At 70.9% G+C, this 13,133-nt stretch carries 14 protein-coding genes; 1 reads left to right on the top strand and 13 read right to left on the bottom strand.

The window, feature by feature from the left end; all coding sequences use genetic code 11:
- Window positions 1-15: 15 nt before the first annotated feature.
- Window positions 16-1,452 carry an aldehyde dehydrogenase family protein gene (locus ABT296_RS12990; protein ID WP_351926343.1) on the bottom strand — a complete coding sequence of 479 codons (1,437 nt, stop codon included), beginning with the start codon at window positions 1,450-1,452 and terminating at the stop codon, window positions 16-18.
- A gap of 118 nt (window positions 1,453-1,570) precedes the next feature.
- Between ABT296_RS12990 and ABT296_RS12985 the strand changes: the two genes are divergently transcribed.
- Complete coding sequence (locus ABT296_RS12985) at window positions 1,571-1,861, top strand: putative quinol monooxygenase (RefSeq protein ID WP_351926341.1); 291 nt, start codon at window positions 1,571-1,573, stop codon at window positions 1,859-1,861.
- Window positions 1,862-1,910: 49 nt separating this feature from the next.
- Here ABT296_RS12985 and ABT296_RS12980 read toward each other — a convergent pair whose 3' ends face one another.
- The 12 genes from ABT296_RS12980 to ABT296_RS12925 all read right to left on the bottom strand — a co-directional run bounded on the left by ABT296_RS12980 (window position 1,911) and on the right by ABT296_RS12925 (window position 12,930).
- Window positions 1,911-2,897: a uroporphyrinogen decarboxylase/cobalamine-independent methonine synthase family protein gene (locus ABT296_RS12980; RefSeq protein ID WP_351926339.1), complete on the bottom strand. Its 987-nt coding sequence runs from the start codon at window positions 2,895-2,897 to the stop codon at window positions 1,911-1,913.
- 6 nt (window positions 2,898-2,903) lie between these two features.
- The gene (locus ABT296_RS12975) at window positions 2,904-3,365 is read right to left on the bottom strand and encodes a GlcG/HbpS family heme-binding protein (RefSeq protein ID WP_351926337.1); all 462 of its coding nucleotides are present in this window, start codon (window positions 3,363-3,365) and stop codon (window positions 2,904-2,906) included.
- Window positions 3,362-4,141, bottom strand: a complete 780-nt coding sequence (locus ABT296_RS12970; protein WP_351926335.1) for an alpha/beta fold hydrolase — start codon at window positions 4,139-4,141, stop codon at window positions 3,362-3,364. Before ABT296_RS12970 ends, ABT296_RS12975 begins: the two co-directional genes overlap by 4 nt.
- A gap of 26 nt (window positions 4,142-4,167) precedes the next feature.
- Window positions 4,168-4,539: a VOC family protein gene (locus ABT296_RS12965; RefSeq protein WP_351926333.1), complete on the bottom strand. Its 372-nt coding sequence runs from the start codon at window positions 4,537-4,539 to the stop codon at window positions 4,168-4,170.
- A complete protein-coding gene (locus ABT296_RS12960; RefSeq protein WP_351926331.1) occupies window positions 4,536-5,306 on the bottom strand; it encodes a fumarylacetoacetate hydrolase family protein in 771 nt (256 codons plus the stop codon). The genes ABT296_RS12965 and ABT296_RS12960 overlap by 4 nt, the downstream gene beginning before the upstream one ends.
- On the bottom strand, window positions 5,303-6,751 hold the full coding sequence (locus ABT296_RS12955) for an NAD-dependent succinate-semialdehyde dehydrogenase (RefSeq protein ID WP_351926329.1): 1,449 nt from the start codon (window positions 6,749-6,751) through the stop codon (window positions 5,303-5,305). The genes ABT296_RS12960 and ABT296_RS12955 overlap by 4 nt, the downstream gene beginning before the upstream one ends.
- Before the next feature lie 61 nt (window positions 6,752-6,812).
- Window positions 6,813-7,724: a VOC family protein gene (locus ABT296_RS12950; RefSeq protein WP_351926327.1), complete on the bottom strand. Its 912-nt coding sequence runs from the start codon at window positions 7,722-7,724 to the stop codon at window positions 6,813-6,815.
- 111 nt (window positions 7,725-7,835) lie between these two features.
- Window positions 7,836-8,747, bottom strand: a complete 912-nt coding sequence (locus ABT296_RS12945) for a LysR family transcriptional regulator (RefSeq protein WP_351926325.1) — start codon at window positions 8,745-8,747, stop codon at window positions 7,836-7,838.
- 94 nt (window positions 8,748-8,841) lie between these two features.
- Window positions 8,842-9,807 carry a sugar ABC transporter substrate-binding protein gene (locus tag ABT296_RS12940; protein ID WP_351926323.1) on the bottom strand — a complete coding sequence of 322 codons (966 nt, stop codon included), beginning with the start codon at window positions 9,805-9,807 and terminating at the stop codon, window positions 8,842-8,844.
- Window positions 9,808-9,857: 50 nt separating this feature from the next.
- On the bottom strand, window positions 9,858-10,889 hold the full coding sequence (locus tag ABT296_RS12935) for an ABC transporter permease (RefSeq protein ID WP_351926322.1): 1,032 nt from the start codon (window positions 10,887-10,889) through the stop codon (window positions 9,858-9,860).
- Window positions 10,886-12,379, bottom strand: a complete 1,494-nt coding sequence (locus tag ABT296_RS12930) for a sugar ABC transporter ATP-binding protein (protein ID WP_351926320.1) — start codon at window positions 12,377-12,379, stop codon at window positions 10,886-10,888. The genes ABT296_RS12935 and ABT296_RS12930 overlap by 4 nt, the downstream gene beginning before the upstream one ends.
- Entirely contained in the window at window positions 12,376-12,930 is a 555-nt protein-coding gene (locus tag ABT296_RS12925) for a carboxymuconolactone decarboxylase family protein (protein WP_351926318.1), read from the bottom strand. Before ABT296_RS12925 ends, ABT296_RS12930 begins: the two co-directional genes overlap by 4 nt.
- Window positions 12,931-13,133: the final 203 nt, after the last annotated feature.

Below are 13,133 nucleotides of genomic sequence, written 5' to 3'. Positions count from 1 at the left end.
CGGTGTCGGCTCGAATCAGAAATGGATGGCGACGGTCTTGACGCGGGTGGAGAAGCGCAGGACCTCCTCGCCCTGCTCCTTGTAGGCGGTGCCGGAGTCGTGGAACCCGCCGAAGGGGAGGTGGACGTCCCAGCCGGTGGTGGTGGTGTTCACGGCGACCTGGCCGCACTCGGCCTCGTCGGCGAACCGGTGGGCGCGGGAGAGGTCGCGGGTGAACAGGGCGGCGGCCAGGCCGAATCCGGAGTCGTTGACGGCCTCGACGGCCTGCTCGAAGCCGACGACGGCACGCACGGCGAGCACCGGCCCGAAGACCTCGTCGCGCCAGAGCGCCATGTCGGGGGTGACGTCGCCGAGCACGGTGGGCAGCACGTAGCAGCCGTCGGGGCGCGTGTCGTCGGCCGCTCCCCCGGTCAGGACGGTGGCGCCCTCCTCGACGGCCCGGCCGATGTCGGCGAGGACGGAGTCCCGCTGCCGGGGGCTGGACAGCGGGCACAGGGTGGTGGCCGGGTCGGTGCCGGGGCCGACGGTCAGGGCCTCGACCTCGGCGAGCAGCAGCCGTACGAAGTCGTGGTGGACGGCGCGCTCCACGATGACCCGGCTGGTGGCGGTGCAGCGCTGTCCGGCCTGTCCGAAGGAGGCGGCGGCCACGGCCTTCGCGGCGGCCGGGAGGTCGGCGTCGGCGAGGACGACGGAGGCGTTCTTGCCGCCGAGTTCACCCTGGAAGCGGACGTTGCGGTCGCCGAGGCGGCGGCGGATGCGGTTGCCGACCGCGTTGGAGCCGGTGAAGGTGATCGCGGCGATGCGCGGGTCGTCGAGGAGGGCCTCCTCGATCTCCGCGGTGCGGCCGGTGATGACGTTGAGGACTCCGGCGGGCAGGCCCGCGTCGTGCAGGGCGCGGGCGAAGTGCAGTCCGGAGAGCGGGGTCTCGGTGGCCGGCTTGAAGACGGCGGCGTTGCCGGTGGCGAGCAGCGGGGCGAGCTTGCGGGCCGGGGTGATCAGGGGGTCGTTCCAGGGACTGACGACGAGGATGATGCCGATGGGTTCGCGCTGGGTGTGGGTGCGGGTGTCCGGGCGGACGTCGTGCAGGAGGGTGCCGTAGCCCTGGCGGGCGAGTCCGGCGTAGTAGTCCAGGAAGTCGGCGGCCTTGCCGGTCTCGGCGCGGGCCTCGGCGAGGGTCTTGCCGTTCTCGGCGGTGACGTCGGCGGCGATCTCCTCCAGGCGTTCCCGGATCAGGCGGGCCGCCCCGGTCATGATCCGGGCGCGCTCGAAGGGGCTGGTGCGCTTCCACCCGGCGAAGGCGCGCTCGGCGTGGTCGTAGGCCCGGGTGACGTCCTTGGCGGGCAGGGCGGGGACACGGGCGAGGGGGGTGCGGACGTCGGCGGGGTCGTGGACGTCGATCCACTCGCCGGTGGTCACCCACTCTCCGCCGACGAGGGTTTCCAGGGTGCGCATGGCGTTTCACTTCCTTGTCGGGCAGTCATTGGTTGCGCGGCGCGCGGGTGGCCCGGGAGCCCGTCCGTGCTGGAATCGGCGTGCTCGTCGCACTCGCTTTCGATCCGGAGGACGTTCCATGTCGTACGCCGTTTTCGCCCACTACCGCTGCGAGCCCGCCGACGCGGGAGGGGTGCGGGACGCGTTGCTGAAGATGCGGGAGTTCACTCGGGCCGAGCCCGCGAACCTCGCGTACGAGGTGCACGCGGAGGCCGGCCGGGAGGGCGGGTTCGTGCTGTACGAGGTGTACGCGGACCGGGCCGGGTTCGAGGCTCACGCGGCCGCGCCGTACTTCGACGAGCTGATCGTGCGGACCGTGCGTCCGCTGCTGGTGGAGCGCACGGTCACGTTCGCGGAGGTCGTCCGGTAGTCGTCCGCGCGGTCCTGGGGGCGCGGGCGACCGCGCCCCCTTCGGCGTGTCAGAACTCGTTGCCCCAGCAGTAGCGGGCGACGGTCTCCACCAGGACCAGCTTGCGGCGCTGCTGTTCCGCGGTGAGGAGCGGGGCGTCGGCGACGTCGGCGAAGCCGCGGGAGGGCGATACGGCCATGTCCTCCATGTCCTTGAGCTCGGCCGCCGCGTCCAGCCGGGCCATGACCGTGTCGATGTCCTCCAGGTCGGGCGTGGTCGCGTCGACCACTCCCAGGCACAGGTCCCGGTCCTCGGGCAGGGCCCTGATCAGGTCCAGTTCGGCCGGCGTGCCCTGGTCGAAGGGGAGGATCCAGCGGTCGGCCGGGACCTCGCCGTAGAGCCGCTCCAGGCGGGCGGGGTCGGCCTCGGCCGGTGCCGTCCAGCCCGGGCAGAGGCCGGTGCGGACGCCCTCGGGGCGCTCGTCCAGACGGAGCGCCGCCGCCTCGACCGCCAGGGCGTCCTCGAAGGAGAGGGGCGAGTCGGCCGGCCAGTCGAGGAGGAGGGGGTTGTTGAGCTGGATCAGGCGGACGCCCCGCGAGACCAGCAGGGCGATCTCCGCGCTCACGATCTCCGCGAGGGCTTCGCCGAGTTCACGGGCCGAGGCGACACCGAGTCCCGGTTCGAAGGTGGTGGCCGCGAGGTAGGCGGGCGACGGCAGGGACGCCTTGGGGGCGATGACGGTCAGTTCGGCGAGGCGGGCGGCCCCGTCGGCGAGGAGCGGACCCTTCGCCTCGGGCAGGGACTCGGCCACCCAGCGGGTCAGCCCGTCCACGACCGTGTCGGTGCGGCGGAGGCCGGTGACGTTGTCGAGGACCGCACCGCGGAAGTCGGCGCGGGGGAAGTCGCCGTCGGTGACCACCGTGGAGCGGAGCTTGCGCTGGAGGACCACGGCCTCCCGGACCGCCTCGGCGACGGACTCGGGGTCCTTCGGGTCGAGGCCGGCCGGGCGGACCAGGCTGCCGTGGTGATCGATGCGGTAGTTGAACGTATCGGCCATGGCCGGTCAGTCCTTTCCGGGTGCCGAGACGCCCCAGGCGGCGAACTCCAGCTCGTAGCCGAGGGATTCGAGCACCGCCTCGGCGATCTTCTGGTCCTCGGCCGCGGTGCCGCCGGCGATGCCGAGGCCGCCGATGATCTCGCCGTCCTTCTTGATGGTGACGCTGCCCTCGGTGGCCATGATCGGCATGGCGGCTCCGGGGAGCTGGGAGAGCTGGGAGAAGAAGACGGGCTGGCTCTCCTGCCACTTCTTCAGCATGGTGCCGGGGCGCTGCATGATCGCGGCGGTGTATGCCTTGGCTCGGGCGATGTCGGGGGTGAGGGGCCGTGCTCCGTCGGGGCGGCGGATGGCGACGGGGAAGCCGCCGGCGTCGACCACGGCGACGCTCACCGCCTTGCCGATCTCCTGGGCGCGCTCCTGGGCGGCGGCGAGGATCTCCTCGGCGGCGGCCAGCGTGAGGGTGGTCATGCGGAGTCCTTCGGTGGGGTCAGGGTGCGGCGCAGCCGGGCTACGGCCGCGTTGTAGGCGTGCGGGGTCTCCCAGTACATGGAGTGGGGGGCGCCTTCGACGATCTCCAGGTGGGAGCCGGGGAGGAGTTCGTGGGCGCGGGTGACGGTCTTGACGCCGAGCACGGCGTCCTTCTCGCCCGCGAGGAACGCGACCCTGACCCCGGAGTCCTGGATGTCCTCCAGGGAGGGGCCGTTGGTGTCGAGGTTGCGCAGGTCCTGCATGCGGGCGACGTTGAAGGTGCCCATCTGCTGGAAGAGGAAGGTCAGGTCGGCGCGCTCGCTCTGGAACTGCTTGGTGAGCAGGCGGTCGATCACCGGGAGTTTGACGGCCTCGGCCCGGTCGGCAGCGGCCAATTCCCTCAGCTCGGGGTGGCTGATGCCGCCCAGGGAGTGACCCAGTACGACGGAGGAGACCCGCTCGGGGCGGAGCAGGCCGGCCTTGAGGGCGGCGACGGAGCCGATGGACTGGCCGACCAGCATGACGTCGGTGAGGTCCTCGGCGTCGAGCACGGCGGCCACGTCACCGGGGAAGTCCTGGCCGTCGAAGTCGGAGGAGTCGGACTTGCCGAAGCCGCGCAGGTCCAGGGTGACGATCGTGAACTCGTCGCGCAGTGCGGCCACTTGCTGCCACCAGGCGGCGTGGTGGCCGCCGCTGCCGTGCACGAACAGGATCGCGGGGCCGGTGCCGTGGCGCTCGTAGTAGATGGCTGTGCCGTCGGAGTCGGCAAGAGGCATGAGGATGAACTCCCTTTGGTGCAGGCTCAGTTGGGGCGCTTGGCGTGGTAGACCAGCTCGATCATGGTGTGGTCGGGGTCGTGGATGTAGCAGAACTTCGACTGGTTCTCGGGGCGCTGGATGGGCCGGGTGTGCCGGATGCCCAGCTCCGCCAGGTGTTCCAGGAAGTCGTCCCAGTCGTCGACCTCGACGGCGAAGTGATAGGGCGCCATGCGCTCCATCTCCTCGACCGGGGTGAAGTGCAGATCGAAGTTTCCGCGGGTCATCAGCACCACGCGGGTGTTGGACTTGGGCGTGATCCGCTTCATCCCGAAGACCTTGGCGTACCACTCGGCGGTCCGGTCGGGGTCGGTGGTGGGGAAGTTGACGTGGTGGATGTAGCGGGGTTCCTTGCTCATGCTCGATTCCCTTCGAGTTGTACGGGGTTGGCCAGCGTGCCGATGCCGCTGATCTCGACCTCGACGGTGTCCCCCGGTTCCAGTTGGCAGGTGGACTCGGCGCCCATCCACAGCACGTCACCGGGGTGCAGGGTCAGGTGGCGGGTCATCTCGACGATGTGGTCGAAGGGGTCGAAGACCATGTCGCCGGTGGGGAAGGAGGACCGTTCCTCGCCGTTGACCCGCAGGGTGGTCGTCTGGGCCAGGGCGTCGACGTCCGTCTCGATCCACGGGCCCATCGGCTTGAAGGTGTCGCTGTTCTTACTGCGCCAGAACGTGCGGTCCTCGTGCTGCCAGGTGCGGGCGCTGACGTCGTTGCCGACGGTCCAGCCGAAGACGGACCCGCGGGCCTCCTCGTACGTGGCGTACCGCAGGGTGCGGCCGATGACGGCGACGAGCTCGGGTTCGGCCTCGAAGCGTCCGGTCACCTCCGCCGGCTTGACGACCGGTGAAAGGTGGCCGGTGAGCGCGTTGTTGGCGCGGTAGCCGATCTCGGGCCGCTTGGGCGTCTCGGCCCCGGCGTGCTCGATGTGCCGGGGGTAGTTGTAGCCGACGGCGTAGAAGACCGGCGGCACCACGGGCGGCAGCCATACGGCGGCCGACCGCTCCAGGGTGCCGATGACGTCGGGGTCGCCGTCCAGGGGGGAGCCGGACAGCAGCTCGATGTCCTCCTCCCCCACCCGGCCCCAGACCGCGCGGCCGGCGACGGAGACGCGTGCGTACCTCATGGCGCCAGCAGGTGGGAGACGCGCTTGGTGACCAGGTAGGCGTCGAGCGCCTCGGGGCCGCCCTCCCGGCCGTAGCCGCTGTCCTTCACCCCGCCGGAGGGGGCCTCGTGGACGGAGCCGCCGCAGTGGTTGATCGACAGGATCCCGGCCTCCAGTTCGGCGGAGAGCCGCTCGGCGGTGGCGGCGGACCGGGTGAAGCCGTAGGCGGCCAGTCCGTAGGGCAGGGCGTTGGCGGTGGCGAGCGCCTCGTCGAGGTCGGTGAAGGGGACGAGGGGGGCGAGGGGGCCGAAGGGCTCCTCGTGCATCAGTTCCGCGCCCGGCGGTACGTCGGTCAGGACGGTCGGTGCGAAGAAGTACCCGGGGCGGTCCGGGCGGTCGCCACCGGTGAGCACCTTGGCGCCGCGGGACACGGCGTCGGCGGTGAGCCGCTCCATGGCCGCCAGGCGGCGCTCGTTGGCGAGCGGGCCCATCGTGGTGCCCTCGGCCAGGCCGTCCCCGACGGTCACCGCCTCGGCCACCTTCACGAACTCGGCGGTGAACTCCTCCACCAGGCTCGCGTGGACGAGGAAGCGGCTGGGCGAGGTGCACACCTGCCCGGCGTTGGCGAACTTGGCCTGGGCGGCCTTGCGGGCGGCCGCCACGGGGTCCGCGTCGGCGCAGACGATCACCGGGGCGTGTCCGCCGAGCTCCATCAGGGAGGGCTTCATGACCTTCCCGGCCTCGGCGGCGAGGAGCTTGCCGACGGGGACCGAGCCGGTGAACGCGATCAGGCGGGTGACCGGGGAGGCGATGAGGTGGGCGGAGACCTCGGCGGGTTCGCCGAAGACCAGATTCAGCGCTCCGGCGGGCAGACCGGCGTCCACGAAGCAGCGGACCAGTTCCATCGCGGTGGCCGGGGTCTCCTCGGACGCCTTGATGACGATCGAGCAGCCCGAGGCCAGCGCCGAGGAGATCTTGCGCATCGGCCCGCCGGCGGGGAAGTTCCACGGCACGAACGCGGCGACCACGCCGACCGGTTCGCGCCGTACGGAGAGCAGGGTGCCGGGGGCCGAGGGGATCAGGCGGCCGTAGGCGCGGCGGGCGTCGTCGGCGTGCCAGCGCAGGGTGTCGGCGACCCGGCGGGCCTCTCCCGTGGCCTCGGCGAGGGGCTTGCCCTGCTCCAGGGTCATGATCCGGCCGATGTCCGCGGCGCGTTCGGTGAGCAGGGCGGCGGCGGTGTGCAGGATCTCGGTGCGCCGGGCGATCGGGGTCGAGCGCCAGCGGCGGAAGCCTTCCTCGGCGGCGGCGAGGGCGCGGTCCAGGTCGGCGGCGGTGGCCAGCGGGACCTCACCGATCGGGGCCTCGGTGGCGGGGTTCACGATCGGGGCGGTGCGTCCGGTGCCGCCCTGGCACCACTCGCCCGCTATGTGCATACGGACGGCGGGGTAGCCGTGGTCGGTGGTCATGGGTGGGTGCCCTCTCCGGGGTTCGTCGCGGCTCTGGTTCCGGGGTGCGCCTCTCCGGTGGTCAGGAGGCCTCGTTGTCGCGGTTGGTGCGCAACGCCCAGATGTGGTGGGGCGGGGTGGTGGCGTGCACCCGGGTCTCGTAGGAGTCGTCGACCCGGTCCATGTCGGCGGCGTACTCGACACGGCCGCCGCTCGGGGCGTGCAGGAAGCGGAAGACGTTGGAGCCGATGGTGTGCCGACCGAGCCTGCGGGCCTCCCGCCAGCCCTTCTCGATCATGTGGTTGCCGCCCTCGATCACGTCGTCGAAGCCCGGCACCTCGTAGGCGATGTGGTTGACGCCGGCCCGGTCGGGGCGGTGGCACAGCAGCATGGTGTGCTGGTCGTCGTCGCCGGGCGCCTGCATGAAGACGCCCATCGGCTCGACGACGTCGGTGGGCCGGAAGCCGAGGCGCCCGGTGTAGAAGGCGACGGCCTCCTCCCGGCCCTCCTTGGCGATGTTGAGCGCCACATGGCACATCCGCAGCGGGCGGACCCGGGTGATCGCTTCCAGGGCGGTGTTCCACCGGCGCACGTTGTCCGGCGCGTTGACCGGGCGGGGGGTGACCGGTGCCGCCTTGGGGCGCGCCAGGGTGAGGCCGACGCCGAAGCCGGTCTCGTCCACGGTGTGGTGGACGCCGTCGGCGCCGGCCCGGACCGGGCGGTCCCTGCCCGCGGCGGCCACCAGCCGGGCCAGCTCCTCCTCGGTGTCCACGCCCCACACCACCTCGCGCAGGGTGGGACCCTGCTCCACCGGTGGCGGGAGCAACGGGCCCGGCCGGGTCTCCAGTTGGAGGGTCTGTCCGGTCAGCGTCTCGAACACGGCGTGTTCGTCGGTCCTTTCGACGAGGAACAGTCCGAAGTCGTCGTAGAAACGGACGCATTCGTCGAGGTCGTCGATACTGTAGGTGACCGACTCGATTCTCTGGATTCCCATGGATTCCTCGTTTCGCGGGTCGCCAATGAGCCTAGGTTCGTGGATCGCGGGGGCTCAACGGCCCGGGCTCCACGGGTTGTGCAATCGTTTCTTGCGGCCGGGGAAGCGTGGCTACGGCTGGATCGCCGGGATGGGATTGCGGGAGAACCACGCGGTGAGGAATTCCAGGAACACGCTGACCTTGCGCGGGGCGGCCTGCCCCGGCCCGTAGATGGCGTACAACGGGCGGTCGGGTACGGCCAGTTCCGGGAGGAGGACCTTCAGCGCGCCGGAGACGAGGTCGTCGTAGACCGGGCGCTGCGGGAGCAGGGCGATGCCGCGTCCGTGCACGGCCGCCTTCTGCAGGGCGAGGTAGGAGTTGGACGAGAACGCCACGTTGCGGATCTTGTGCAGGGTGGAGGCGTGGCCGTGGCCGATCCGCCACACCGGGTCGTTGACGTGGACCAGGCAGTCGTGGTGGGCGATGCCGTTCGGCTCGGTCAGCGGCCCGTGGCGCTCCAGGTACTCCTCGGACGCGCACAGCACGAAGGGCAGCGAGGCGATCTTCTTCAGGCGGACGCTGGAGTCGCGCAGGTCCCGGGTGTGGAAGGCGACGTCGAATCCGCTGTCGAGGAAGTCGTAGGTACGGTCCGACATTCCGCCGAGTTCGAAGCGGACCTGGATTTTGGGGTGGGCCGCGGAAAATGCGGCGATGGCGTCCCCGAGATCCAGGCTGCCTATCCATTTCGGGCAGATGATGCTGAGGGTGCCCTCGGCCCGGTCGTGGAGATGCGCGATTCCGGCGTCCTCCGCCTCGATCTCCTCGAGGATTCTGGCGGAGAATTCCGCGTACCGCTGTCCCGGTTCGGTGAGGCTCACCGAACGGGCCGTGCGGTTGACCAGCCGGACCCCGACCTGTCGTTCGAGTTCCGCCACATGGCGGGAGACCAGGGAGCCCGACGAGCCCAGTTTCTTGGCGGCGCCGCTGAAACTTCCGACCTGAGCGACGGTGACGAAACTGTGCATCAGCAGCAGACGGTCCATGGTTCCTCGGTTCCTTCAGGTGCGGGGTCGAGCGGGTGCAGCCTAAGTGAAACGAATTCTTTTCATAAGGCTTGTGACCTGCTGTTTCATATGCTCACTCGTGGCAGTAGGCCGGCGCCTGGTCGGCGTTTTCCTTCGTGACGAGAGTGAGCGGGGTACGGGTGATCTTCTCGGCGCCCTTGGCCTTGTCGAGCAGCTTCACGGTGCTGTCGAGGGCGTTGGCTCCGGTGAGCTGGGCGGGGTTGGAGACCGTGCCGAGGAAGGTGCCGGCCTTGACGGCCTCGACGCCGCGCTCGGTGCCGTTGTTCGTCACGATCTTCACGTCGGACTTGGCGGCCTTGAAGGCGTTCAGGGCGCCGAAGGCCATCTCCTCGTTGGCGACGAAGACGTAGTCCAGGTCGGGGTGGGACTGGATCATGTTCTCCGCCACCTCCTGCGCCTTGGCGGGGCTGAACATGCCCGGCTGGTTGGCGACCACCTTCGCGGTGGCGGGGAGGTTGTCGGTGAAGCCGCCGACCAGGACGTCGGAGGCGGCGCCCGGGGCGCCCGCGATCACTCCGACCTGGACGCTCTTGCCCGCCGCGTCCTCGGTGACGAGTTCGGCGTCCATCTTGCCGACCTCGGCGAGCGGCACCACGGAGGCGCCGAGCACGTCCTTCATGTCCTCCAGCAGCACCGAGGTCAGGAAGATCGGCACGTTGGCGGCCTTCGCCTTGGCTATGTCGGCCTCCAGGGCGTCCACGTTGACCGTCTGGACGATCACCGCGTCCACCCCGCGGGAGATCATGTCCTCGATGTTGGACAGCTCCTTGCCCGGGTCCTGGGTGGAGTTGGCGGTGTACAGCTCGACGCCCAGCTCCTTGGCCTTGGCCTCGATCGCGCCCTGGAGACAGGTGTGGAACTCGGTGTTGTTGCCGTTGACGAAGCCGATGGTGTACTCGCCGTCCCCGGCGGCCGGGGTCACGGAGTCGGTGTCGTCCTTGCTGCAACCGCTGAGGAGGAGTCCGGCGCCCACGGCGGTGGCGAGAACGGCGGTGCGGTACCGGGAGGTGATTCTCATGGTGCGGTGCCTTTCGTGTCGGACGTGCGAGTTCAGTGGGACGGGCGGGTTCAGTGGGACGGGTGACGGGACTTCTGCAGCTGGTTGGCGATCGCGGCGATCACCAGGACCGTCCCGACCGACACCGGCTGGTAGAAGGAGGAGATCTGGAGCAGGTTCAGCGAGTTGGCGACCACGCCGAGCAGGACGACGCCGAGGATCGTGCCGACGACGGTGCCCCGCCCTCCCTCCAGCGCCGTACCGCCGATGACGACCGCCGCGACCGCGCTGAGCTGGAGCATCAGGCCGCCGCCCGCGCTGGGGCTGCTGGCCACCAGCCGGGACAGGAGCATGATCCCGGCCAGTCCGGACAGGGCGCCGGCGCCCGCGTACAGCAGCAGCTTGTTGCGGTTGACGCCGATGCCGCTGAGCCGGGCGACGTGCTCGTTGCCGCCGATGGCGAACAGGTCGCGGCCGTACGTCGTGTACTTCATGACCAGCGCGGTCAGCGCCAGCACGATCAGTGCCAGCCAGGTGAGGTTGGGCAGTCCGATGAAGTAGCCGGCGCCCAGGTCGGACAGTGCCTCGCCGCCGGAGACGGTCTTGCCGTCGAGGACGACGAGCTGGACGCCGTCGAGGATGGTGGCGGTGGCCAGGGTCACCACGAAGGGCGCCACTTTGATGTAGGTGACCACCAGGCCGTTCACGAGTCCGATCGCCATGGCGAGGGCGACGGAGGCGAGGATGGTGACGACGACGGAGGCGCCGTTGTGCAGGAGTTGGGCGGCGAGGGCGGCGACGACGTAGACGTTGCTGCCCATGGAGAAGTCCATGCCGCCCGCGGTCATCACCAGCGTGAGGGCGGCGGCGATGACGGCGGTGATGCTCACCTGGCGCAGGACGTTGATCAGGTTGTCCTGGGTCAGGAAGGCGTCGCTCCGGGTGGCGGTGAAGCCCGCGACGAGGATCAGCACGGTGAGCAGACCGAGGTGCGGGATCCGCCGTACGACCGCCAGGAGGCCGCCCGTGGTGTGCTCCGCGGGTCCGGACGGCGTCCGCCCGGCGGGGGATTCGGCCTCGGGGGCCGGCGTCTTCAGGCTCATGAGTTGTCCCCTCCCAGGGCGGTCGCGACCAGTTCGTCGCGGGTGATGCGGGCGATGTCGTGCTCGGCGACGATCCGGCCGGAGCGCACGACCACCGCCCGGTCGGCCAGGCGCATGACCTCCTCGGCGGAGGAGGAGGCGAGCAGGACCGCCACGCCCCGGCTCGCGAGGTCGTCGACGATGGTGTGGATGTCGGCCTTGGCGGCGACGTCGACCCCGTTGGTGGGGTCCTCCAGGAAGACCGCGGCCGGGGCGGTCTCCAGCCACTTGGCGAGCAGCACCTTCTGCTGGTTGCCGCCGGAGAGCGCGCTGACCGCGGGGTTGCGGGCGAGGGTGACCACGCCGTACGTCTCGCGGCGCGGGGCGGCACGGCGGGTCTGCTCGGCGTCCCGGTGCAGCCGGCGGCGGTCGAAGCGGTCGCTGGCGAGCATCAGGTTCTCGTCGACGGACAGGCCGGGGATGATGCCGAGGTTGCGGCGGTCGCCGGTGACGCAGCGCAGTCCGCTGCGCAGCGAGTGCCGCACCTTGCCGAGCGGTACGGGGCGGCCGTCGACGAGGAGTTCCCCGGTGTCCGGGCGGGTCCGGCCCGAGAGCAGGTCGAAGAGGTAGGACTGCGCGTCGCCGGCGGCTCCGAGCACCCCGACGACCTCGCCCCGGCGCACCTCGACACCGAAGTCGCGGATGAAGCGGCCCCGGGCGAGGCCCCGGACCTCCAGGCCGACCTCGTCTCTCGGTGCCGGCCGGGTCGGGCGGTGGGAGACGACGTCCCGGCCGACCATGTGCCGGACCAGTCCGGTGCCGTCGAGGCCGTCGACGGTGCCCGTGTGCACGACGCGGCCGTCGCGCATCACGGTGACCCGGTCGGCGACGTCGAGGACCTCGTCGATGTAGTGCGAGATGTAGACGATGGCGATGCCCTCGTCCCTGAGCCGGCGCACCAGGGCCTTGACCTGGTCGGCGGCGTCGGCGCCGAGGCAGGCGGTGGGCTCGTCGAGGATGAGGACCCGGCCGCCGCGGCGCACCTCGCGGGCGACCTCGACCATGGTCTGCTCGGCCACCGTCAGGGCTCCGGCGGGCTGTTCCACGTCGAGGTGGATCCCGAGGTCGCGCAGTGCCCCGCGCGCCTGGTCCTTCACCGTGGACCAGCTGACCCGGCCCCCTTTGACCGGCAGGTCGCCGAGGAGGACGTTCTCGGCGACGGTGAGGCCCATGACCAGTTCGCGGCGCTGCGGCACGAAGGAGATGCCGAGCCGCCGGGCCTGACGCATGGTCAGCGAGCGGTGGGCGTGGCCGTCGATGTCGACGGTGCCCCGGTCGGGCTGGTGGACGCCGGCGAGGACGTGCACCAGGGTCGATTTGCCGGCGCCGTTCATGCCCATCAGGGCGTGCACCTCGCCGGGGAGCAGGTCGAGGCCCACGTCCTTCAGCGCGGCCGCGCCGCCGAAGCTCTTGGTGACACCGCGTACGCGGACCACGGCGGAGGTGCTCACGGCGTGACCTCGGGCACGACGCGGGCGTAGCCGCGGATGTCGGGGAACGGCGGTTCCCTGTCGGCCTGGAGGTCGACCTGGAAGGCGTTGAGGCACATGCCGAGCATGGTGAAGTTGCCGAGGGCGCCGATGGTGTCGACCAGGCCCTTGGGGCCGAAGTGGGCGAGGGCCCGGGCGAAGGTGGCGTCGGTGACGAAGTGGTCGTCGAGGATCTCGCGGCAGAACTGGTAGAACGCCTGGTCCGCCTCGTCGTCGAAGACGGCCTCGCGGCGCTCGGCGACGGCCTGGACGGCGGCCTCGGGTATGCCGGCCTCGATCGCCTGGTGCACATGGGCGTTCCAGGAGTACTGGGCGTCCCAGTTGCGGGCGGCCATCAGCAGGCTCAGCTCGCGCAGGTGCTTGGGGAGGGAGCAGTCGAAGCGTGCGAAGGCCCCGAGGGACTCGGCCCGTTCGCACATCTCCGGGCTGTGCAGCCAGACCCGGAAGGGGCCGCGGACGGCGCCGCGGCGGCCGGCGATCCGGGCGGCCAGTTCCTGCTGCCGCGGATCCATTTCGTCTTGGCTGAGAACGGGGAGCCTCATGTGGCCGATACCTGCCTTTTCTTTCCGGCACGTTGCGGGCACGGAACGGATCGCCGTGCGACGCCAGCAGACGGTACAGCCGGGCCGGGGAAGCTCACCCTCCTCGGAACGCAAGGTAAAACTGCACGCCGGAGGGCACCCATTCGCTCGCGCGCGACCTACCGTCGGTCGCC

The sequence above is a fragment of the Streptomyces sp. NPDC000983 genome (assembly GCF_040299205.1).
Lineage (GTDB): Bacteria > Actinomycetota > Actinomycetes > Streptomycetales > Streptomycetaceae > Streptomyces.
The sequence above is the reverse complement of the archived record's forward strand: the minus strand, read 5'-3'. Positions and strand labels throughout refer to the sequence as shown.

What these genes read in the sequence shown, in the direction of transcription:
- ABT296_RS12990 (WP_351926343.1), bottom strand. Translation starts at nt 1,452, where the DNA reads ATGCGCACCCTGGAAACCCTCGTCGGCGGAGAGTGGGTGACCACCGGC.
- ABT296_RS12985 (WP_351926341.1), top strand. Translation starts at nt 1,571, where the DNA reads ATGTCGTACGCCGTTTTCGCCCACTACCGCTGCGAGCCCGCCGACGCG.
- ABT296_RS12980 (WP_351926339.1), bottom strand. Translation starts at nt 2,897, where the DNA reads ATGGCCGATACGTTCAACTACCGCATCGATCACCACGGCAGCCTGGTC.
- ABT296_RS12975 (WP_351926337.1), bottom strand. Translation starts at nt 3,365, where the DNA reads ATGACCACCCTCACGCTGGCCGCCGCCGAGGAGATCCTCGCCGCCGCC.
- ABT296_RS12970 (WP_351926335.1), bottom strand. Translation starts at nt 4,141, where the DNA reads ATGCCTCTTGCCGACTCCGACGGCACAGCCATCTACTACGAGCGCCAC.
- ABT296_RS12965 (WP_351926333.1), bottom strand. Translation starts at nt 4,539, where the DNA reads ATGAGCAAGGAACCCCGCTACATCCACCACGTCAACTTCCCCACCACC.
- ABT296_RS12960 (WP_351926331.1), bottom strand. Translation starts at nt 5,306, where the DNA reads ATGAGGTACGCACGCGTCTCCGTCGCCGGCCGCGCGGTCTGGGGCCGG.
- ABT296_RS12955 (WP_351926329.1), bottom strand. Translation starts at nt 6,751, where the DNA reads ATGACCACCGACCACGGCTACCCCGCCGTCCGTATGCACATAGCGGGC.
- ABT296_RS12950 (WP_351926327.1), bottom strand. Translation starts at nt 7,724, where the DNA reads ATGGGAATCCAGAGAATCGAGTCGGTCACCTACAGTATCGACGACCTC.
- ABT296_RS12945 (WP_351926325.1), bottom strand. Translation starts at nt 8,747, where the DNA reads ATGGACCGTCTGCTGCTGATGCACAGTTTCGTCACCGTCGCTCAGGTC.
- ABT296_RS12940 (WP_351926323.1), bottom strand. Translation starts at nt 9,807, where the DNA reads ATGAGAATCACCTCCCGGTACCGCACCGCCGTTCTCGCCACCGCCGTG.
- ABT296_RS12935 (WP_351926322.1), bottom strand. Translation starts at nt 10,889, where the DNA reads ATGAGCCTGAAGACGCCGGCCCCCGAGGCCGAATCCCCCGCCGGGCGG.
- ABT296_RS12925 (WP_351926318.1), bottom strand. Translation starts at nt 12,930, where the DNA reads ATGGATCCGCGGCAGCAGGAACTGGCCGCCCGGATCGCCGGCCGCCGC.